Source organism: Mammaliicoccus sp. H-M34, assembly GCF_022386495.1.
Lineage (GTDB): Bacteria > Bacillota > Bacilli > Staphylococcales > Staphylococcaceae > Mammaliicoccus > Mammaliicoccus fleurettii.
This window is the reverse complement of sequence record NZ_JAJNIK010000004.1, coordinates 245,146-266,157: the sequence shown is the minus strand read 5'-3', so window position 1 is coordinate 266,157 and position 21,012 is coordinate 245,146. Positions and strand designations below refer to the sequence as shown.

Below are 21,012 nucleotides of genomic sequence, written 5' to 3'. Positions count from 1 at the left end.
TGTCATCTATATGTAATTTATTAAACAATTAATGTAACATATGTATACTTGCTGCCCTACAGCAAGACAGCAAGTTCTGGAATTTAGAATCAAGAATTATATAAAATAAACAGAAAGGATTTTTGAATTCGAAAGCATAATTGAAGCATATTTCTATGAAGATGGAACTTTTGATTTAGATGATGTATTTTCATTGTTTTCGCTTTCTTCTACTTTTTTAATGACATTTACAACGCTACTATATTGATTGTATAATTCGTCATCTATATTACTGTCACTATATTCTTTTGCAGTATTTTCTGCTCTTAACTTTTCTTTGTTTACTTTAGAAGAAAGATCTTTAGAATAACTTTCAGCACTTTCACTTATTAAGTCACTTATCTCCTCTTTAGACTGTGGAATCACTGACTTACTTGATGCAGGCATGTTTAAAAATTTAATTGTCTCGCATATTATTTCTGTTATATATTGTTTCTTATCTTCTTTAATATATGCTCGAGACTGAATTTGGCCAGTTAAAGCAACAAGTTGCCCTTTCTTAGTATATTCGTGAATATTATAAGCAAGCTTACCGAAAGCCTTACAAACAATGAAATCAACCGCAATAGTACCTTCTTTTGTTTTATAGCCACGTTCAACAGCTAAACAGAAAGTAGATATCATGATATCTCCCTTTTTGAAATATGCAGGATCTTTTGTTAAACGCCCTACTAATACAGATTTATTTAACATATGCTCACCTCCTTATATTTATAATATAATGAGATGGATATTTTTCGTCAAAGTCCATAAGTATAAAAATTGAAAACTCTTTTTTCACTTTATTTATAGATTATTGTTATTTCACTTAAAAGTCCTTTATAATAGAAAGCAAAGTTAAACATTCGTAGATTTAACTATAAGGGGGATGTTTATGAAAACATTTAAAGCTGTACGCTTTCAAATTGTAAACGATGAACAAATTACGGAGTTTGAATTATTAGATGGTATTATCATTAATAAAGAAAACAGTGGAACTGGTTGGCTACTAGAAATATTAATATCAGATATCCATTATGATCAAATGAAAGATTATCACGATAATCAAACATTACTTGATACGCGAGTTGTAATTACAAGACCTTCTAATGATCCAGCATTATTTGATGCAACTATTAAATATATCGAACCTCTTGAAGAAAATATTTCAGTTGTATTTGAATGCCATATCTATACTTTAAGACAAGTCTATGCAGAAAGATTGCTAGAGCAACTTATTGACGAAGGGCTATCAGGTGATGAGCTTAAAACATCATTTAACAGATTAATGCAATCTAAGCCAAAATTAAAAGACGAAAAAAGCAATATATAAAAAAAAGAAAGAACAGATATCTGTTCTTTCTTTTTTTATTATTGATCTACAATAGCAAAGCTAATTTCACAGCTACATGCAATTTCTCCATCTACTGTAGCTTTAGCAGTACCTTTTCCTATTGGACCTTTAATTTTATTTATCTCTACTTCTAGTCTTAAAGTATCACCAGGTGTAACTTGTTTTTTAAAACGACATTTATCAATGCCTGCAAACATAGCTAATTTACCTTCATTTTCTTCTAAACGTAGCATTGCTACTGCTCCAGTTTGTGCTAGTGCTTCAACAATCAAAACACCTGGCATTACAGCATAATCAGGAAAATGTCCTTGGAAAAATGGTTCATTTCCTGCTACCTGTTTAATACCTACACAACGTTTACCATCTTCTAATTCTACTATTCTATCTAATAATAAAAATGGATAACGATGTGGAATTATTTTTTTAATTTCGTTAAAGTCATATATTGTCTCCATTATGAGCTCCTTCCAGTTAAATCAAAGATGTGTTGCCAAGTTTCAGGATTAAATACCCCAAATGGATTATGAAGTATACCATACCCAATCATAGTTCCAACAATAAATAACAAAATCATTAATACCAATAATATAAGTAATTTAATCCATAGTGGAATAACTCTATGCTCAACTTCCACTCCTTGAATTGTTTCTACTCTATTTTTTTGAAGTTTTTCTTTAAAATTTTTATATGGTGACTTTCTTTTTTTATCGTCAGACCTTGATGATTGTGTTTCAGCCATACTAAACCCTCGCTTTATCGTTTAACTTCCCTTGATCATTAATACGTTCTACGTCCGCACCTAATGCTTTAAGTTTACCATGAAAGTCAACATAACCTCTATCTAAATGTTTAAGTTCTGTAACATTTGTATAACCATCAGATACTAATCCTGCAAGTATTAAAGATGCTCCAGCTCTTAAATCAGTGGCTTTAACTTCAGCCCCTTGTAATTTGCTGTTTCCAGTAACCATTGCACTTCTACCATTTATGAATATATCAGCATTCATGCGTTTAAATTCTTCAACATGCATAAATCTATTTTCAAATACTGTTTCAGTTACTTTACTCGTTCCATTAGCAGTTAATAATAATGCCATTATTTGTGACTGCATATCTGTAGGAAAACCTGGATGAGGCATCGTTTTAATATCAATCGCTTTAATTTCTCCTGGAACTTGGATATTTAATCCATCTTCAATGTCTGTAATTTGAACACCAGCTTCTTCTAATTTAGAAACTAAACTTGTCATATGTTCTCTAATTGCACCAATTACGTTCACATTACCTCTAGTAATTGCACTAGCTATCATAAACGTACCTGCTTCAATTCTATCTGGAATAATTGAATGTTCTGCCCCGTGTAATTGTTGTACTCCAGTGATTCTTATTGTATCAGTGCCTGCACCATGTACTTGTGCACCCATTTCATTTAAATAATTGGCTAAGTCTACAATTTCAGGCTCTCTAGCAACATTTTGAATTTCTGTTTTACCTTCCGCTAATACAGCTGCCATCATAATATTTTGAGTAGCACCAACACTAGGGAAGTCTAAATAGATTTTCGTACCTTTAAGTCCGTTAGGTGTCGTTGCTTCAATAAATCCATTATGAAGCTCAATTTCTGCACCTAATGCTTCGAAACCTTTTAAATGTTGTTCGATTGGTCTAGATCCAATTGCACAACCACCTGGTAATGCGACTCTAGCATGACCTTCTCTTGCTAACAATGGTCCCATTACTAATATACTTGCTCTCATTTTGCTTACATATTCATACGGTGCTTCAATTTTTAAAGTATTTGATGCATCAACTTTAACAGTATTTTTATCTGCTTCATATTCTACATCTGCATTTAAATGTGTTAAAACAGTATTTATTGTATCAACATCACTTAGCTTAGGTACATTAGTTAATACACTTTGACCAGTACTTGGTAAAAGTGTAGCTGTTAATATTGGTAGTACTGCGTTTTTTGCCCCTTCGACTACAACTGTGCCATTAAGACTCGCTCCGCCCTTTACGACGATTTTATCCATATATTTATCCTCCAAAAAAACTTTACTATAATTTATTTTACAAACGTATATATATATTAAATACACATTTTCCTTGATTCATAAACATCACCAAAACATTATACTACTTTTTTGTTCTTTTTTCATTTATTTATGTATTTTCTAGTAGTTATTAGAATAGTAATTTTAATTGTAGCGAATATTGGAGTATATCTAAAATAAAACGACTTACAGATGTGCCTAATAAAATCGATAAAATAATAATAAATGTTTGAGCTTGCGCAATATGATTTTTCTTAAAAATAAATTCTAGTCGAATGCCCTGTAGTGCCCAAAACGCAAGACAAACACAGATAACATGTAAAACGAGTCCTATTATACCTAATTGACCATAATATTCCATAACAAAATATCCCTTCTATAGTATAAAAAGGGCTGAGACATTAATTGTCTCAGCCTCTTAAAATATTATCTAAATTTAGCCACTTCAATTCGATTAATCGCACGATGAAGTGCACGTTCAGCACGTCTAAAGTCAACTTCGTCTCGATTACTATTCAATCGTTCTTCAGCACGTTCTTTAGAATTAATCGCACGGTCTTTATCTATTTCTTCGGCAGTTTCAGCCGATTGAACTAGAACTGTAACTTTATTGGTTCTTACTTCAACAAATCCTTCGGAAACAGCTAAATACTCTGTACCACTTGTTTTGTTTACTTTAACGTATCCAGTTTTTAATGCTGCAACAGTTGGAATATGTCCAGCCATTACACCCATCTCACCAGTTTCAGTATGTAAAACAACAAGTTCTACTTCTTTTGCTGAGTAAACAGATCCATTAGGAGTGACAACATCTAAGGTAAATGTATTCATTTTCCATTCCTCCTAATTATTATTAGACCTCTACACCCATGTTTTTAGCATTTTCAAGAACTGCTTCAATACCACCGACTAATCGGAAAGCATCTTCTGGGATATGGTCATATTGTCCCTCTAGTATTGCTTTGAAATCTTGTACAGTTTGGCTAACTGGTACATAAGATCCTTTTTGACCAGTAAATTGTTCAGCTACGTGGAAGTTTTGAGATAAGAAGAACTGAATTCGACGTGCACGTTCTACTGTTTTCTTATCATCATCAGATAACTCATCCATACCAAGGATAGCAATGATATCTTGTAATTCTCTATATTTTTGTAAAGTTTGTTGTACTCGACGCGCAACATCATAATGCTCATCTCCAACAATTTCAGGAGTTAATGCACGTGATGTTGATGCTAATGGGTCAACTGCAGGGTAGATACCCATTTCAGTTAATTTACGTTCTAAGTTCGTTGTTGCATCTAAGTGAGCGAAAGCAGTTGCTGGCGCTGGGTCAGTATAGTCATCGGCTGGTACGAATACCGCTTGGATAGATGTAACTGATCCTTTATTTGTAGATGTAATACGTTCTTGTAATTGTCCCATTTCAGTAGCTAATGTTGGCTGGTAACCAACTGCAGAAGGCATACGACCTAATAGCGCTGACACCTCTGAACCTGCTTGTGTAAAACGGAAGATATTATCGATGAATAACAATACGTCTTGTCCTTGTTCATCACGGAAATATTCTGCCATTGTTAAACCAGAAAGCGCAACTCTTGCACGGGCACCAGGTGGCTCGTTCATTTGACCGAATACCATTGCCGTTTTCTTAATAACGCCTGAATCACTCATTTCATAGTATAAATCGTTACCTTCACGAGTACGTTCACCAACACCCGCGAATACTGAAATACCACCATGTTCTTGAGCGATGTTATTGATTAATTCTTGAATAAGTACTGTTTTACCAACACCGGCACCACCGAATAAACCGATTTTACCACCTTTAATATAAGGTGCTAATAAGTCTACTACTTTAATACCTGTTTCAAGAATTTCTACTTTAGTAGATAAATCTTCAAATTTAGGAGCTAAACGATGAATTGGGTCACGACGCACACTTTCATCAATTTCTTCACCTAAATCAATTTTTTCACCTAATACATTGAAAACGCGACCTAACGTAGCATCACCAACAGGTACCGATATAGCTCTGCCTGTATCAGTAACTTCTTGTCCACGTTTAACACCGTCAGTTGACGCCATTGCTATAGAACGTACAACATCATCACCAAGGTGTAAAGCAACTTCTAATGCTAAATCAAAGCTTTTGCCATCAGGGCGGTCTACTTTAACTGTTAATGCATTATTAAGTTCTGGCAATTCACCATGTGGAAATCGAACGTCAATAACTGGCCCTGTAATTTGCGTTACTCGGCCTAATCCCATGTAAATTCCTCCTAATCATTATTCGAGTGCTGCTGCTCCACCGACAATTTCAGTAATTTGCTGAGTAATTGCAGCTTGTCGAGCTCTGTTATATTGTAATGATAAATCATCTATTAATTCTGAAGCGTTATCTGTTGCATTCTTCATAGCTGTCATTCTAGAGGCATGTTCACTAGCTTTTCCATCTAATAATGCACCATAGATTAAACTAATTGTATATTGCGGTAAGATAACTTTTAATATTGTCTCTTTATCTGGTTCAAATTCATAACCAGCCATCATACTTGAACCTTTTCCAGTATCTTCATCAGATAAAGGAAGGATTCTTTTCGATTTCACTTGTTGTTCAAGAACACTTACAAAATGACTATAGTAAACTGTTAACTCGTCATAGTATTCTTCTGTAAATAAATCTACAGCTTTTTCAGTTAATGCTTGAACATTTTTAAACGTTGGTTGGTCTGATAAGCCTACATATTCTTCAACTACGTTATATCCTCTAGCTTTAAAGAAATCTCGACCTACTCGACCTACAACAATAATTGCATATTCATCTTCATTATTGTTGTGTTTTTCTTTTATATCATTTACTACATTTTTTAAAATATTAGCGCTATATGGTCCTGCAAGTCCTTTATCACAAGTAATAACTAAGTAACCAGAACGTTTAACAGTTCTTGTCTTTAGCATTGGATGTGAAACATCTGAACTTTTAGAAGCTATTGCCGTTACTGCATCTTGAATCTTATCCATATAAGGTTGGAATGCATGAGTATTCTCTTCTGCTTTACGCAATTTAGAATTCGACACCATATTCATCGCTTTAGTAATTTGACTCGTTTTTTGCGTAGAAGTGATTCTTCCTTTGATTTCTCTTAGTGAAGCCACAATTTCACCACCTTTTATTTAAAGCTTAATATTACTCTATGTGAGATTTATTAAATACTTTTTTGAATGCATCGATTGCAGAAACAAATTTATCATCTGATGGTAATTGTTTTGTTTCACGAATTTCTTTAAATAGATCGCTTGCGTTAGCATCAATCCAATTTAAGAATTCATCTTCAAATCGTGTAATATCTCCAACTGGAATATCATCTAAGTGACCTTTAGTTAAAGCATATAAAATAACGACTTGACGATCTACAGTCAATGGCTTGTTTTGATCTTGTTTAAGTACTTCAACAGTACGTTTACCACGCTCTAATTTAGATTTAGTAGCTTGGTCTAAATCAGATCCAAATTGAGCAAATGATTCCAACTCACGATAAGATGCTAAATCAAGACGTAATGTACCTGCAACTTTTTTCATAGCTTTGATTTGAGCAGAACCACCAACACGTGATACTGATAAACCAGCGTTGATAGCAGGTCTTACACCTGAGAAGAATAAATCAGACTGTAAGAAAATTTGTCCGTCTGTAATTGAAATAACGTTTGTAGGAACATAAGATGAAATATCTCCAGCTTGTGTCTCAACAAATGGTAACGCTGTAATTGAACCACCGCCTAAATCATCATTCAATTTAGCAGCACGTTCTAATAAACGACTGTGTAAGTAGAATACATCACCTGGGTATGCTTCACGACCTGGCGGACGACGAAGTAATAGAGATAACTCACGATAAGCTGCTGCTTGTTTAGTTAAATCATCATATACGATTAATACATGTTTACCATTAAACATGAACTCTTCACCCATACTAACACCAGCATAAGGTGCGATATAAAGTAATGGTGCTGGTTGTGCTGCTGATGCAGAAACAACTATTGTATAATCTAAAGCACCGTGTCTACGTAATGTTTCAACCGCAGTACGTACAGTAGATTCTTTTTGACCAATAGCAACGTAAATACAAATCATATCTTCGTCTTTTTGGTTAAGAATCGTATCAATTGCAACTGTTGTTTTACCTGTTTGACGGTCTCCAATGATTAACTCACGTTGTCCACGTCCAATTGGTACTAATGCGTCAATTGCTTTAATACCAGTTTGTAGAGGTTCGTCAACTGATTTACGATCCATTACACCAGTAGCTGGTGATTCTACAGGACGTGTTTTTGACGTATTGATTGGACCTTGTCCATCAAGTGGTTGTCCTAATGGGTCTACAACTCGTCCAATTAATTCTTCCCCTACAGGTACTTCCATAATACGACCAGTACGTTTAACCTCGTCGCCTTCTTTAATACCTTCAGCAGGTCCTAAAATAACGATACCTACATTATTTTCTTCTAAGTTTTGTGCTAAACCTAAAACGCCAGTATGGAATTCTAATAGTTCGCCTGCCATAACGTCGTTTAAGCCATGAGCTAATGCAATACCATCTCCGACTTGGATTACTGTACCAACGTCGGTAACTGACATTTCTGACTCATAGTTTTCTATTTGAGAGCGTAATAAAGCACTGATTTCTTCAGCTTTAATGGCCATCTATGTCACTCCTTAATATTATTTCATTTGTTGAAATGATTTTGTTAATTGAGTTAAATCATTCTGAATTGAGCCATCGTAAACTTTTGTACCAATGGATACTCGAATGCCACCAATTAATGAATCATTAACTTGATTTTCTAATATGAGTTTTTTCAAACCCGTTCTTTTAATAAATGCTTTACCAATTTCATCTAACTCTTCATTTGATAATGGATAGACAGATTCCACTTTCATTAAATCTTGACTATGTACCTGATTGTAAATTTTTCTGTAATCTCCATCAATTTCAGGAATTAAAGATAATTTACTATTATTAGCTAGTAAGAATAATGTATTTAATAATGGTTTGGAAACACCTTTAAATACGTTCTCTACAAATTGTTGTCGTTCATTTTTTGCTAATTTAGGATTATTATCAATTGCTCTTACTTCACTTAATAGACCTTTAACGCTTATTGTTATTTGATCAAGTTCATTTAAAATGTCATCTGTTAAGTTTTGTTCTTCTGCTACATCATATAGTGCTTGGGCATATTTTTGACTTATGTTCGCCATTATTTATCCCCTGCCTCTTTAATGTATTTTTCAACAAGGTCTTTTTGGTCTTGTTCAGAAATTTCTTTATTAATTACTTTAGAAGCAATTAGTACAGAAAGTTCAGAAACTCTGTTGTTTATTTCAGAAATAGCTCTTTGTTTTTCTTGTTGAATTTCTGCTTGAGCTGATTGTACTAAGCCATTTGCTTTAACATTTGCATCATTAATAATTTGTTCTTGTTGTGTTTTTGCTTGATGTTTAGCATCGTCAAGAATCGTTTGTACTTCTTCTTGAGTCTTTCTAAGTAAATCTTTATTTTCTTCTTCTAATTTTTTAGCTTTTACTTTTGCATCGTGAGCATCATCAATATCTTTGTTGATAGAGTTTTCACGCTCATCCATGATTGATTTCAACGGACCCCAAGCAAACTTTTTTAATAAAGCTAACAGGACGATAAATGTGATTAATGTGAATAGTGCTGTTCCCCATTCGACACCACCACTTGCTGCACCTAAAACTAATACGTTTTGATCCACTGCCAATTACACTCCTTTCATTGCAAATAAAGATGTAAAACATCTCATAAATGAATGGCGAAATCCTTTTTAGATAGACTTCGCCTGTTCTAAAAATATGTTAATTTATCGATTCATTACCATGAATGCTACTACTACTGCAATGATAGGAAGGGCTTCAACTAAACCAACACCGATAAACATTATTGTCATTAATGGACCACGTGCTTCTGGTTGACGTGCTACACCTTCTACTGTTCTTGATACGATAAGACCGTTACCAATACCTGCTCCTAATGCTGCTAAACCAATCGCGATTGCTGCTGCTATTACACCTAAACTCATTATAAATTTCCTCCTAAGAATTAAAAATATTAATTGTTTTTTTAAATTATATATTAATGATCGTCTGCCACTTTATGGGACATATAAACCATTGATAACATTACGAATATGTACGCTTGAATTGATCCAATGAAAATTGAGAATCCTTGCCATACTATCGCTGGTAAAATTGCACCGAAAAGACCAAGTGCGCCTCCTGCTGCTAATGTTGCTAATAAACCTAGTAATACTTCACCTGCAAATATATTACCGTATAAACGTAGACCAAGCGTTAATGTTGAAGCAAATTCTTCAACAATTTTGAAAGGTACCATAAAAGCAACAGGTTGTACGAACGATTTCAAGTATGCTCCTGTTCCACGCATTTTAACACCATAATAATGTGTCAGTAGAACCATCAATGTCGCTAAAGTTAAAGTAACCGTTGGATCCGCAGTAGGTGATTTCCACCATAATGTATGCCCAACAACAATTGAGAACGGTAACCCTAGCATATTTGATACAAATATGAAGAATATTAACGTAACTGCTAAGAAATGAAATTTTCCTCCGTCTTTCCAAGCCATATTACTTTGGATAATACCTTTAACAAAGTCAAATACCCATTCAATAAAGTTTTGTGCACCACTAGGTCTAACTTTTAGGTTTCTAGTACAAAAAACGGCTATTCCAAAAACGATTACAGCAGAAACTACTAACATTAACATACTCGAAAGATTGAATAATAAATCAAATCCTCCCAAATTGATGGACCACATAGGTGATTCGTGTTCCATATCTTCACCTCTTTTCACAATTTTAATTATTTAATCGAGACTTTTAAGAGACCTAAACATAATTAAGACATATGCAATCATAAGTCCAAATAAAATCCCAATAATATCAACAATTAGTGGATATTTAAGCCAAAAACAGCATGCAACGATTGTCACAAGATATCTGACCCAGTTTCCTGTTGATAATTGTAATGATTCAGCATTTTTTGCTCGATTGAGGTAAACTTCCCATGAAAACAAGTTAACAGCTGATGCTATTGTTCCAATAATGAGTCCTAAAATAAACTCATGTTTCAAGAAGAAATACACTACAACTAGAATAATAATGAAAAAAATAAAATACTGTAAATAAGACTTAAAAAAGCCCTTTATATCAAACATTCAGCTGAAACTCCTTAAATAAGTGGTATATCTTTGAAAACCGTTTCATCACACAATTTTCATGATAATATAGTGGCCCTATAGTGTCAATGCTATGACAAAAATAGAAAATATTTTTTTGTCATTTATTTGTCACAGAATTGACACAAACCACCACTTTTATTATTTTGTTTTAAATGGTTCTGGTGCTTCTGTCAAAATATCAAAATAATATTTAATATTTTCACAAATTCTCTTAGAAGCTTTTCCATCACCATATGGATTTTGAGCAATGCTCATTCTTTCGTATAATGCTTGATCAGTTAACAATGTTTTCGTTTCTTTATAAACATTGTCTTGCTCTATTCCTACAAGTTTTAATGTACCCGCTTCAACGCCTTCAGGTCTCTCAGTTGTGTCTCTTAAAACAAGTACTGGTTTACCTAATGATGGCGCTTCTTCTTGTACACCACCTGAATCTGTAAGGATTAAGTGTGAGTTTGCAGCAAAGTTATGGAAATCTATAACTTCTAAAGGCTCTATCAATTCTATACGTTCATGATCACTCAAAATTTGATTGGCAATATTTCTAACTTTTGGATTTTTGTGCATTGGATAAACTACTACAACATCTTCATGCTCTTCAACGATTTGTCTAACAGCTTTAAAAATGTTCTCCATAGGTTTACCAATGTTCTCACGTCTATGTGCAGTTAATAGTACGATACGTTTACCTTCATGACGATTAATGATATCACTTTCGTAATCATCACTTACAGTAGTAGATAACGCATCAATAGCTGTATTACCTGTAACAACAATAGATTCGTCTTTTTTATTTTCCTGAAGTAAATTATGTTTAGACTGATCAGTTGGTGAGAAGTGTAAATCAGCAAGGACCCCCGTCATTTGTCGATTCATTTCTTCTGGGAATGGAGAGTATTTATTCCAAGTTCTTAACCCTGCTTCTACATGGCCAATTGCAACTTCATTATAAAAAGCTGCTAAACTGCCTGCAAAAGTAGTTGTTGTATCTCCATGTACCAATATCATATCTGGTTTCGCTTCTTGAATAACACTTTCAAGTCCACCTAACACTCTAGATGTTACCTCTGATAGTGTTTGACCTTGTTTCATAATGTTTAAATCATAATCTGGAGTAATGTCGAATGTTTCTAGAACTGAATCTAGCATTTCTCTATGTTGAGCAGTTACAACTACAATTGGTTGTAACTCCGGATCATTTTTTAACTCTAATACTAAAGGTGCCATTTTGATGGCTTCAGGTCGCGTACCAAATATTGTCATAATTTTCTTCATTGTAATAAAATCCTCCTAATATTATTTAGTGCCAAATAATCGATCACCAGCATCACCTAAACCAGGTGTTATATAAGCATGGTCATCTAATTTTTCATCTAATGCAGCAATGTAAATATCTACGTCATCATGTGCTTCTTGTAATGCTTTAACCCCTTCAGGTGCAGCAATTAAGCCCATAAAACGTATTTTATTTGCTCCACGATTCTTTAATGACTGAATCGCTTCGATTGCTGATGCACCAGTAGCAAGCATAGGATCTACTACAATTATTTCTCTTTCTTCTATATCTTGTGGTAATTTCACAAAATATTCTACAGCTTCTAATGTTTCAGGATCACGGTATAAACCGACATGTCCAACTCTTGCAGCTGGAACAAGCTTCATTATACCGTCAGTCATACCTAATCCTGCACGTAAAATAGGAATAAGTGCTAATTTCTTACCAGATAATCTTTGAGCTTTCATCTTAGTTACCGGTGTCTCAATTTCGACTTCTTTCGTTTCGAAATCTCTTGTAACTTCATATGCCATAAGCATACCTACTTCGTCGACAAGCTCTCTAAACTCCTTAGTGCCAGTTTTTTGATCACGAATATAACTCAATTTATGCTGAATTAATGGATGATCAAAAACATGTACTTTACCCATAAGTCTAGCCTCCAATAAATATTTATTTGTTGTAAAGTGGGAACTTAGAAGTTAATGATAATACACGTTCATGTGCATCTTTTAGTGTTTGTTCATCTTCTGGGTTTTTTAGCACTAATGCTATAATGCGACCCACTTCTTCAACTGCTTCTTCATCGAATCCACGTGAAGTAACAGCTGGTGTTCCAAGACGAACGCCACTTGTTACGAAAGGTTTCTCTTGGTCAAAAGGTATTGTATTTTTATTACATGTAATACCTATTTCATCTAATGTATTTTCAGCTAACTTACCTGTTATACCAAGTGAACCTTTAACATCTACACAGATTAAATGATTATCAGTACCTCCAGATACAATTCGTAAACCTTCTTCTTCTAATGTTGCAGCTAATTTTTGAGCATTCTTAATTACTTGTTTTTGGTATTCCTTAAATTCTGGTTCTAATGCTTCTCCAAATGAAACAGCTTTCCCTGCGATAACATGCATTAATGGACCACCTTGTATTCCAGGGAAAATTGTTTTATCAATTTCTTTAGCATATTCTTCTTTACAGAAAATCATGCCCCCTCTTGGTCCTCTTAATGTTTTATGCGTAGTAGTAGTAACAAAGTCAGCAAATTCTACAGGGTTTTGGTGTAAACCAGCTGCTACTAAACCAGCGATATGTGCCATATCTACCATTAATTTAGCGCCAACTTCATCTGCAATTTCTTTAAATCGTTTAAAATCAATTTGTCTTGGGTAAGCAGATGCACCAGCGACAATTAATTTTGGTTTTGCTTCTTTTGCTACTTTCAAAATTTCATCATAGTCGATTTGTTCATCTTCTTTAGAAACACCATACTCTACAAAGTTATATAACTTCCCACTAAAGTTAACTTTAGATCCATGAGTTAAGTGTCCTCCATGACTTAAGTTCATTCCAAGCACAGTATCACCAGGCTCTAAAGCTACAAAGTACACAGCCATATTCGCTTGTGATCCTGAATGAGGTTGTACATTAACATGGTCTCCACCGAAAAGTGCTTTAGCTCTATCACGCGCTAAATTTTCCACGATATCAACATAGTCACAGCCACCATAATAACGACGACCAGGATAACCTTCTGCATATTTGTTTGTTAACACAGAACCTTGTGCTTCCATTACTGCTTCAGAAACAAAATTCTCAGATGCTATTAGTTCAATATTATTATTCTGTCTATCAAACTCTTTTTCCATTGCTTTGAAAAGTTCTTCGTCTTGCTTTTTAATTAATGACATGTACAATCCCTCACTTTTAAGAATTTAATACTTAGCTCTTGCGCCACCAATTAGCTTGGGGCGACTTTTAGCTACTGTAACAATAGCTTCTCCGATATTTTTAGTATCAATAGATATCGGTACTGCGACGTGCTTTAAATGCATACCAATTAATGTCTGACCAATATCAATGCCTTTATCGCATTGAATGTGTTCAACAACAACTGGGTCTTTCATGTGTTGATAAGCATAGGTTGATAAACTTCCTCCAGCGTTCACTTGAGGTATAACAGAAACTTCGGCCATTGAATAAGCATCGAATACTTCACGTTCTATAGTAATAGCACGATTAATATGCTCACAACCTTGAAAAGCAAAACGAACACCTGTCTCTTTATGTATCAATTCAAGACTATCAAACAGTTCTTTAGCTATTTCGATTGATCCATCTGATCCAATTTTAGAACCTCTTACCTCTGAAGTGGAACAACCGATGATGCATAGTTCATTCTTATTAAAGAATCCAATTGAATTAAGCTCATCCAATAATTGTTTTAAATGCTTAATCATGAACAACCGCCTTCAATCTTATCTATACGTCGTTGGTGTCTTCCGCCTTCGAATTCACTTGTTAACCAAGTTTTGACGATGAGAAGTGCCAAACCTTCGCCTATAACACGTTGGCCCATTGCTAATACATTAGAATCATTATGTTGTCTCGTAACTTCTGCGGTAAAAACATCATGCACAAGTGCACAACGAATCCCCTTTACCTTGTTCGAAGCAATAGACATACCAATTCCAGTTCCACAAATCAAAATTCCTTTATCAAATGTTCCATCTGCAACACTTTCTGATACCGGTCTTGCATAATCAGGATAATCTACTGATTCTCCTTCATGTGTACCAAAGTCTTTATATTCAATGTTCATTTCATCAAGTAATCTTTTTATTGCTTCTTTGTATTCAAAGCCACCATGGTCTGCTGCAATAGCTACTTTCATCTTCCCACCTCCCAATTTGTTTATACATTAATATTATAACGTATTTTCTATGTGTGTTATAGCGATTCTGCAAATTATTTGAATTCTTAACTACTCTGTAATAATTCTTTTATGAGAATACTCAGTTCTTCATAAGTATTTTGATAAATATTTTGTGGTCGCCCATAAGGATCAGAAATATCTCCTTTTTCACCTTTTACATACTCTTTTAGTGTATGAATATTTCCATGATTAAATTGTGACTCTAAAATCAGTTTATGTGATTCAGTCATAGTTAGTATTAGATCTGCATCTAAATCACTTGCTGAAAACTGTTGGGCTGTTCCAGGAACCGGTAAATTATTATTCATAATTATTTCCATAGATTGTATCGAAATAGGTGTACCCTCAAATGCAGAAATCCCCCTTGACTGAATGTCATAGTTTGGTTTTATGTCTTTAGCAATGGCTTCAGCTAAAGGACTTCTACATGTATTTCCAGTACAAATAAAAACTATTTTCACAATTCATCTTCTCCTTTTATATTATGGCCACTTGCTTTATCTATTCTGTTCATTAATGCAACGGTAGATTCATTTCGAATATATCCACTTATTAATATTTTATCTATATCTATAAGTTGGTCAGCTATTCTTAAAGCATCATATAAATCGTGATGCGCACCTTTAATATCTTTTGCATTTTTTCCTAATGGTATAAAAATCATTTCTTCTGAAATAAGTGATTCTATACTTTTAGGTCCAATAACAGCTATTCTTTCATCTTTATATACTGAACTTTTAATCGGTTTAGTTATACCTCCTTCAACCAATGTAACTGGTTGTGAAGGTGCATAATGTTTATATTTCATTCCAGGTGCTATTGGTTTCTCTATATCCATTTTTTCATTAACGACACTATTAGGTAATACATCATTAATCATCTCAGTCGTTATTGATCCTGGTCTAGCTATTTTAAAAGGGAAACTTGTACAATCTATTACTGTACTTTCAATACCTTCATCTACGTCTTCCGCTTGAATAATCCCAAAAATTCTACCTTCTAAATCATGCTTCACATGTTCAAATTTAGTAGGAGATGGTCTGCCACTAACATTTGCACTTGGTGCTGCGATAGGTAAATTAGTCAATTGCAGTATTTCTCTACCAATAATATGACTCGGCATACGTACCGCTACTGAATTTAAACCACCTGTTACTCGATCACTTAAAAATCCCTTTTTATACGGAACTATAAATGATATCGGTCCTGGCCAAAAAGCATCCATTAATATTTCTGCTTCTTTTGATATATTTTGAGTGAAATCATTTAACTGTGATTTATCATGAATATGAATAATTAGTGGATTATCTGAAGGTCTCCCTTTTGCTATATATATTTTTTTTACTGCTTGTTCATCTTTAGCATTTGCGCCTAAACCATATACAGTTTCAGTAGGTAATGCGATAAGCTCATTTTGTTGATATCCTTCAACGATTTGATTGATTTGTGGATAACTTTGTAAGTTGTGAACATACTTACGCACATCCCAAACGTATGTTTCCAAGGCATTTCTTCCCTTCTTTAAAGCATTTATTCTATAAAAATAAAAGTTATACACATAATGTGGATAACTCCAGTCATTTCGTGTATAACTTTTATTGATTTATCCAGTTAAATTGTATCATACGATTGTTTTGATTTATATCTTTGATAATTTCTAAGTTTTCTATATTATAATTTTCTTGAATGTAAGTTTTTAATATATCACCTTGCAAATAACCTATTTCAAATATAACAAGTCCACCTTGTGTTATTACTTTATCAAGATTCGATAGAATGTCTTTATATATAGCTAAACCATCATCATGAGCAAACAAAGCTAAGTGCGGTTCGTAATCTAATACAGTCTCAGACATTTGCTTTTGCTCGTCATATGAAATATAAGGAGGGTTAGATACTAAAATATCCACTTGAATATTTCTATCAATAAGTGGCTTTAGGGATTCTCCTAATAAAAATTCAACTTCAGTTTCTAAAAGTTTCGCATTTTCTTTTGCTATTGCAATTGCATTAGGACTAATATCAGTTGCTATAACTGACAAATCCGGTCGCTCTTTTTTTAATGAAATAGCTATCGCTCCAGATCCAGTACCAATATCGCACAAGACTAAATGCTTCTTATGAATCTTCTGTAGAGTTTGATATACAAGTTCTTCAGTTTCTGGTCTTGGTATCAACACATCTTGGTTTACTTTAAATTTCCTACCATAGAACTCCGCAAATCCAGCAATATATTGTACAGGTTCTCCTTTATACATACGTTCTCTATAAGACAAATATTCACTCAGTATGTTTTCAGGTACTTTTTCTTGAAAATTTAAAGCTATTTCTGTTCTCGACATCCCAGTAATATCTTCTAATAGCCAATCAGCACGAGAGGTTTCAAACCCTCGTGCTGATAATTCATCATAAGTTTCTTTTAATAACAATTGAAAATTATAATTGTCCATTATTAAGTTCTTCCAATTTCTCTGTTTGTTCATGCATTGTTAATGCATCTATTATTTCGTCAACTTTACCTTCCATTATTTGATCTAATTTTTGTAAAGTTAGACCTATACGATGATCTGTTACTCTATTTTGTGGATAATTATATGTTCTTATTCTTTCAGAGCGGTCCCCTGTACCTACTGCTGATTTTCTCTTTTCAGCATATTTCGCATTTTCTTCTCGAACCATCATATCGTAAACTCTAGCTTTCAATACTTTAAAAGCTTTTTCACGGTTTTTAATTTGTGATTTTTCTGATGATGTAGCAACTATTCCAGTTGGTACATGTGTAATACGTACTGCTGAATCTGTTGTGTTAACGTGCTGTCCACCAGAACCACTTGAACGATAAGTTTCTATTTTCAAATCTTCAGTTCTAATATCTATTTCAACGTCTTCTGCTTCTGGTAATACAGCAACAGTTGCAGTCGATGTATGAATTCTGCCACCTGATTCAGTTTCTGGAACACGTTGTACACGATGAGCACCATTCTCATATTTAAGTTTACTGAATGCACCATTACCTTGAATTGAGAAACTCACTTCTTTGTATCCACCATGATCGCTTATATTTTCTTCGACAACATCAATTTTATATCCATTAGCTTCTGCAAATCTAGAATACATTCTAAATAAATCACCTGCAAAGATTGCTGCTTCATCCCCACCAGCTGCACCGCGAATTTCCATAATTACGTTTTTATCGTCATTAGGGTCTTTAGGAATCAATAATAATTTTAATTCTGATTCTAATTCTGGAATACGTTTAGTTAGACTATTAATTTCTTCTTTCAACATTTCTTGGTCTTCTTTGTCTGAAGTTTCATCTAACATTAATTTAGCATCTTCAATGTCACCATTTACAGATTTATAAGTTCTATATACATCGACAGTTTTTTGTAAATCAGATTGTTCTTTAGAGTATTTTCTCAATTTGTCAGTATCTGATACTACGTCTGGATCGCTTAACAATTCATTTAACTGTTCGTATCTATTTTCAACAATTTCTAATTGATCAAACATTTATATCACTCCTTGTTTCGGTTCTTATTATATGATGATCTCTACATCTCGGTTCATAACTTTCGTCTGCTCCTACTAATATAATGGGATCATCAATATGAGCTGGTTCACCGTTTATTAATCTTTGTGTTCTACTTGATGGTGCGCCACATACTGCGCAAACAGCTTGCAATTTTGTAACGATTTCAGCAACTGCCATCATTTCAGGCATAGGTTCAAAAGGTACACCTTTAAAGTCCATGTCTAAACCTGCTACAACTACACGATAGCCCTCTTCTGCTAATTTTTGAGCTACTTCCACAACTTCATTGTCGAAAAATTGAACTTCATCTATTCCAATTATATCAATACCTTGTAAATCACGATGTAAAATTTCACTTGAGTGCTCTATACTTATTGCATCTAGTTGGTTGCCATTGTGAGATACTACAGCTTCTTCACTATAGCGATTATCGATAGATGGCTTAAATACTATTACATTTTGTTTAGCATATAAACCTCTTCTCAGACGTCTTATAAGCTCTTCTGACTTACCACTAAACATGCTTCCGCAAATACATTCTATCCATCCGGAATGGTAATTTTCGTACATATTACTTATCCACCTTTTTCAACATAATCGCTTAATTATATCATATTATTTTTACATATTTATTAATAATTACAAAAAAAAGCATCCTTTAAAAAAGGATGCTTGATTCGCTTCATAATTAGTTGTTTGATTTGAAACCAAATTTTTTGTTGAAGCGTTCCACACGACCATCCGCAGATGCGAATTTTTGACGTCCTGTATAGAATGGATGTGAATCTGAAGAGATATCTAAACGGATAACTGGGTATTCGTTACCATCTTCCCATTCCATAGTTTCGTTAGAACTACGTGTTGAACCACTTAAGAATTTGAAGTCTGTAGTTGTATCTAAAAAGATAACTTTATTATACTCTGGATGAATTCCTTGTTTCATTTTTTTCAGCTCCTTTGCCCTGAACCATCTGGAACAGAGTTTATTTGTGACTAATTCACTCAATACTTACATATTATATATGTTGAAGAATTAAATTGCAACCTTAAATTTATATAATCGGTTTACCTGTTTTGGCACTTTCAACCATTGATTTTCTTAAAACTTCAAAGAATTCAGCATTAGACTTAGTACGTTTTAATTTTCTTATAAATCTTTCAGAGAAATCATTCTGATCCGTAAATAAATTACGTAATTGCCAAATCATTTCAAGTTCATTAGTTTCTAACAACAATTCTTCTTTACGAGTAGAACTTCTTCTAATGTCAATAGCAGGAAACACTCTTTTTTCTGATAGTTTACGGTCTAAATGAAGTTCCATGTTACCTGTACCTTTAAATTCCTCATAAATCATATCATCCATACGTGAACCTGTTTCAACTAAAGCAGTAGCTAGAATTGTTAAACTACCTCCAGCTTCGATATTTCTTGCCGCTCCAAAGAAATGTTTTGGTCTATGAAGTGAAGCCGGATCTAAACCACCAGATAGTGTTCTACCACTTGGCGGTACGACTAAATTATAAGCTCTAGCAAGTCTTGTGAGTGAATCCATTAAAATAATAACATCTTCACCAATCTCAACTAAACGCTTAGCTCTTTCCAATAACAATTCTGCAACTTTTACATGGTGTTCAGGTGGCTCATCAAAAGTAGAGTTAACAACTTCTGCTTGTTCAACTGAACGTTCTATATCTGTTACTTCCTCTGGGCGTTCTCCAATTAATAATATAAATAATTTTGCTTTAGGTTGGTTAATTGCAATTGCATTTGCAATTTCTTTAAGCAATGAAGTTTTACCAGCTTTTGGAGGTGCAACAATCATGCCGCGTTGACCAAGACCTATTGGAGTAATTAAGTCCATAATTCTTGTTGAGTGCTTTTTATCTGTTGTTTCTAATCGGATACGTTCTTGTGGGTATAGAGGAGTTAACGCTTGAAAGTGCGGTCTTTTCTTTACTTCTTCTGCATTTTGGTCATTTACAAAATCAACTTGCAGTAATCCATAATATTTTTCATTTTCTTTAGGCTTTCTAACTTTACCCGTTACTTTGTCACCTTTTTTAATTTCGAAACGTCTAATTTGACTAGCAGATATATAAATATCTTTCTCGCCTTTGGAATAATTTACAGTTCGAAGAAAACCATAACCATCTGGTTGAATATCATCTAGGATACCTTCCATATAGTAATTACCGTCTTTCTCCATTTGAGCTTCCATAATAGCTAAGACAAGTTCTTTTTTATTTAATTTACTATAATTTGTTATTCTAAATTCTTTTGCCTTAGTTGTTAATTCTTTAGTTGTATAATTCTTGTATAATTCGTGAAACGATTCATACTGTGGACTTGTTCTAACTCTTTCAGCCATTTTTATGACACCCATTTCTTAAAATCTAATTCTTTTATTGTAATACCAGATTTATAATCTGCCTTTAAACTATAGCATTTTTTTAGGATGATGACAAAATAAGTTATAGATATAAATAAGAAAAATAACTGCCTTTGTGAACACTTCTTGCACGTTTCAATTATATAATATTACTTATAA

The 21,012-nt window shown here is 33.6% G+C and carries 27 protein-coding genes; 1 reads left to right on the top strand and 26 read right to left on the bottom strand.

All coding sequences use genetic code 11. The features are described 5' to 3' along the window. Window positions 1-153: 153 nt before the first annotated feature. Window positions 154-732: a single-stranded DNA-binding protein gene (locus tag LQ608_RS07725; RefSeq protein ID WP_239751080.1), complete on the bottom strand. Its 579-nt coding sequence runs from the start codon at window positions 730-732 to the stop codon at window positions 154-156. A gap of 181 nt (window positions 733-913) precedes the next feature. Between LQ608_RS07725 and LQ608_RS07720 the strand changes: the two genes are divergently transcribed. Next, the gene (locus LQ608_RS07720) at window positions 914-1,351 is read left to right on the top strand and encodes a YwpF-like family protein (RefSeq protein WP_078358002.1); all 438 of its coding nucleotides are present in this window, start codon (window positions 914-916) and stop codon (window positions 1,349-1,351) included. 38 nt (window positions 1,352-1,389) lie between these two features. Here the strand turns inward: LQ608_RS07720 and fabZ are convergent, their stop codons facing one another. The 25 genes from fabZ to rho all read right to left on the bottom strand — a co-directional run bounded on the left by fabZ (window position 1,390) and on the right by rho (window position 20,832). Further along, window positions 1,390-1,827: a 3-hydroxyacyl-ACP dehydratase FabZ gene (gene fabZ / locus LQ608_RS07715; protein WP_078358003.1), complete on the bottom strand. Its 438-nt coding sequence runs from the start codon at window positions 1,825-1,827 to the stop codon at window positions 1,390-1,392. After that, the gene (locus LQ608_RS07710) at window positions 1,827-2,111 is read right to left on the bottom strand and encodes a DNA-directed RNA polymerase subunit beta (RefSeq protein WP_239751078.1); all 285 of its coding nucleotides are present in this window, start codon (window positions 2,109-2,111) and stop codon (window positions 1,827-1,829) included. The genes fabZ and LQ608_RS07710 overlap by 1 nt, the downstream gene beginning before the upstream one ends. 1 nt (window position 2,112) lies before the next feature. Further along, a complete protein-coding gene (gene murA, locus LQ608_RS07705) occupies window positions 2,113-3,408 on the bottom strand; it encodes a UDP-N-acetylglucosamine 1-carboxyvinyltransferase (RefSeq protein ID WP_078358005.1) in 1,296 nt (431 codons plus the stop codon). A gap of 151 nt (window positions 3,409-3,559) precedes the next feature. After that, window positions 3,560-3,790, bottom strand: a complete 231-nt coding sequence (locus LQ608_RS07700) for a DUF1146 family protein (RefSeq protein ID WP_078358006.1) — start codon at window positions 3,788-3,790, stop codon at window positions 3,560-3,562. Between the two features lie 65 nt (window positions 3,791-3,855). Continuing rightward, on the bottom strand, window positions 3,856-4,260 hold the full coding sequence (locus tag LQ608_RS07695) for a F0F1 ATP synthase subunit epsilon (protein WP_078358007.1): 405 nt from the start codon (window positions 4,258-4,260) through the stop codon (window positions 3,856-3,858). A 22-nt stretch (window positions 4,261-4,282) separates the two neighbouring features. Further along, the gene (atpD, locus tag LQ608_RS07690) at window positions 4,283-5,698 is read right to left on the bottom strand and encodes a F0F1 ATP synthase subunit beta (RefSeq protein ID WP_078358008.1); all 1,416 of its coding nucleotides are present in this window, start codon (window positions 5,696-5,698) and stop codon (window positions 4,283-4,285) included. Between the two features lie 18 nt (window positions 5,699-5,716). After that, window positions 5,717-6,586, bottom strand: coding sequence for an ATP synthase F1 subunit gamma (atpG, locus tag LQ608_RS07685; RefSeq protein WP_239751077.1), 870 nt, complete (start codon window positions 6,584-6,586; stop codon window positions 5,717-5,719). A gap of 31 nt (window positions 6,587-6,617) precedes the next feature. Continuing rightward, on the bottom strand, window positions 6,618-8,132 hold the full coding sequence (atpA, locus tag LQ608_RS07680) for a F0F1 ATP synthase subunit alpha (protein WP_239751075.1): 1,515 nt from the start codon (window positions 8,130-8,132) through the stop codon (window positions 6,618-6,620). Between the two features lie 18 nt (window positions 8,133-8,150). Continuing rightward, complete coding sequence (locus LQ608_RS07675; RefSeq protein ID WP_239751073.1) at window positions 8,151-8,690, bottom strand: F0F1 ATP synthase subunit delta; 540 nt, start codon at window positions 8,688-8,690, stop codon at window positions 8,151-8,153. Further along, window positions 8,690-9,214: a F0F1 ATP synthase subunit B gene (locus LQ608_RS07670; RefSeq protein ID WP_078358012.1), complete on the bottom strand. Its 525-nt coding sequence runs from the start codon at window positions 9,212-9,214 to the stop codon at window positions 8,690-8,692. Before LQ608_RS07670 ends, LQ608_RS07675 begins: the two co-directional genes overlap by 1 nt. Window positions 9,215-9,313: 99 nt before the next feature. After that, window positions 9,314-9,532 (bottom strand): F0F1 ATP synthase subunit C, encoded by a 219-nt coding sequence (gene atpE, locus LQ608_RS07665; protein ID WP_078358013.1) that lies wholly within the window; start codon window positions 9,530-9,532, stop codon window positions 9,314-9,316. 53 nt (window positions 9,533-9,585) lie between these two features. Beyond that, a complete protein-coding gene (gene atpB / locus LQ608_RS07660; RefSeq protein WP_078358014.1) occupies window positions 9,586-10,308 on the bottom strand; it encodes a F0F1 ATP synthase subunit A in 723 nt (240 codons plus the stop codon). 30 nt (window positions 10,309-10,338) lie between these two features. After that, entirely contained in the window at window positions 10,339-10,689 is a 351-nt protein-coding gene (locus tag LQ608_RS07655) for an ATP synthase subunit I (protein WP_078358015.1), read from the bottom strand. Between the two features lie 162 nt (window positions 10,690-10,851). Continuing rightward, window positions 10,852-11,988: a non-hydrolyzing UDP-N-acetylglucosamine 2-epimerase gene (gene wecB, locus LQ608_RS07650; RefSeq protein ID WP_239751071.1), complete on the bottom strand. Its 1,137-nt coding sequence runs from the start codon at window positions 11,986-11,988 to the stop codon at window positions 10,852-10,854. 21 nt (window positions 11,989-12,009) lie between these two features. Continuing rightward, window positions 12,010-12,639, bottom strand: coding sequence for a uracil phosphoribosyltransferase (gene upp / locus LQ608_RS07645; protein WP_078358017.1), 630 nt, complete (start codon window positions 12,637-12,639; stop codon window positions 12,010-12,012). A 22-nt stretch (window positions 12,640-12,661) separates the two neighbouring features. After that, a complete protein-coding gene (locus LQ608_RS07640; RefSeq protein WP_239751069.1) occupies window positions 12,662-13,903 on the bottom strand; it encodes a serine hydroxymethyltransferase in 1,242 nt (413 codons plus the stop codon). Between the two features lie 24 nt (window positions 13,904-13,927). Further along, a complete protein-coding gene (locus LQ608_RS07635) occupies window positions 13,928-14,449 on the bottom strand; it encodes a TIGR01440 family protein (protein WP_078358054.1) in 522 nt (173 codons plus the stop codon). Continuing rightward, window positions 14,449-14,886, bottom strand: a complete 438-nt coding sequence (gene rpiB / locus LQ608_RS07630; RefSeq protein WP_078358019.1) for a ribose 5-phosphate isomerase B — start codon at window positions 14,884-14,886, stop codon at window positions 14,449-14,451. Before rpiB ends, LQ608_RS07635 begins: the two co-directional genes overlap by 1 nt. A gap of 86 nt (window positions 14,887-14,972) precedes the next feature. Next, window positions 14,973-15,389 (bottom strand): low molecular weight protein arginine phosphatase, encoded by a 417-nt coding sequence (locus LQ608_RS07625; RefSeq protein ID WP_078358020.1) that lies wholly within the window; start codon window positions 15,387-15,389, stop codon window positions 14,973-14,975. Continuing rightward, window positions 15,386-16,432, bottom strand: coding sequence for an L-threonylcarbamoyladenylate synthase (locus LQ608_RS07620; protein ID WP_078358021.1), 1,047 nt, complete (start codon window positions 16,430-16,432; stop codon window positions 15,386-15,388). The genes LQ608_RS07625 and LQ608_RS07620 overlap by 4 nt, the downstream gene beginning before the upstream one ends. Before the next feature lie 91 nt (window positions 16,433-16,523). Beyond that, window positions 16,524-17,378, bottom strand: a complete 855-nt coding sequence (gene prmC / locus LQ608_RS07615; protein WP_239751067.1) for a peptide chain release factor N(5)-glutamine methyltransferase — start codon at window positions 17,376-17,378, stop codon at window positions 16,524-16,526. Next, entirely contained in the window at window positions 17,365-18,441 is a 1,077-nt protein-coding gene (gene prfA / locus LQ608_RS07610) for a peptide chain release factor 1 (protein ID WP_239751066.1), read from the bottom strand. Before prfA ends, prmC begins: the two co-directional genes overlap by 14 nt. Beyond that, entirely contained in the window at window positions 18,434-19,033 is a 600-nt protein-coding gene (locus LQ608_RS07605) for a thymidine kinase (protein ID WP_107509023.1), read from the bottom strand. The genes prfA and LQ608_RS07605 overlap by 8 nt, the downstream gene beginning before the upstream one ends. Before the next feature lie 118 nt (window positions 19,034-19,151). Further along, window positions 19,152-19,406: a type B 50S ribosomal protein L31 gene (locus LQ608_RS07600; protein ID WP_078358025.1), complete on the bottom strand. Its 255-nt coding sequence runs from the start codon at window positions 19,404-19,406 to the stop codon at window positions 19,152-19,154. A 109-nt stretch (window positions 19,407-19,515) separates the two neighbouring features. Further along, on the bottom strand, window positions 19,516-20,832 hold the full coding sequence (gene rho / locus LQ608_RS07595) for a transcription termination factor Rho (protein WP_078358026.1): 1,317 nt from the start codon (window positions 20,830-20,832) through the stop codon (window positions 19,516-19,518). Window positions 20,833-21,012 lie beyond the last annotated feature (180 nt).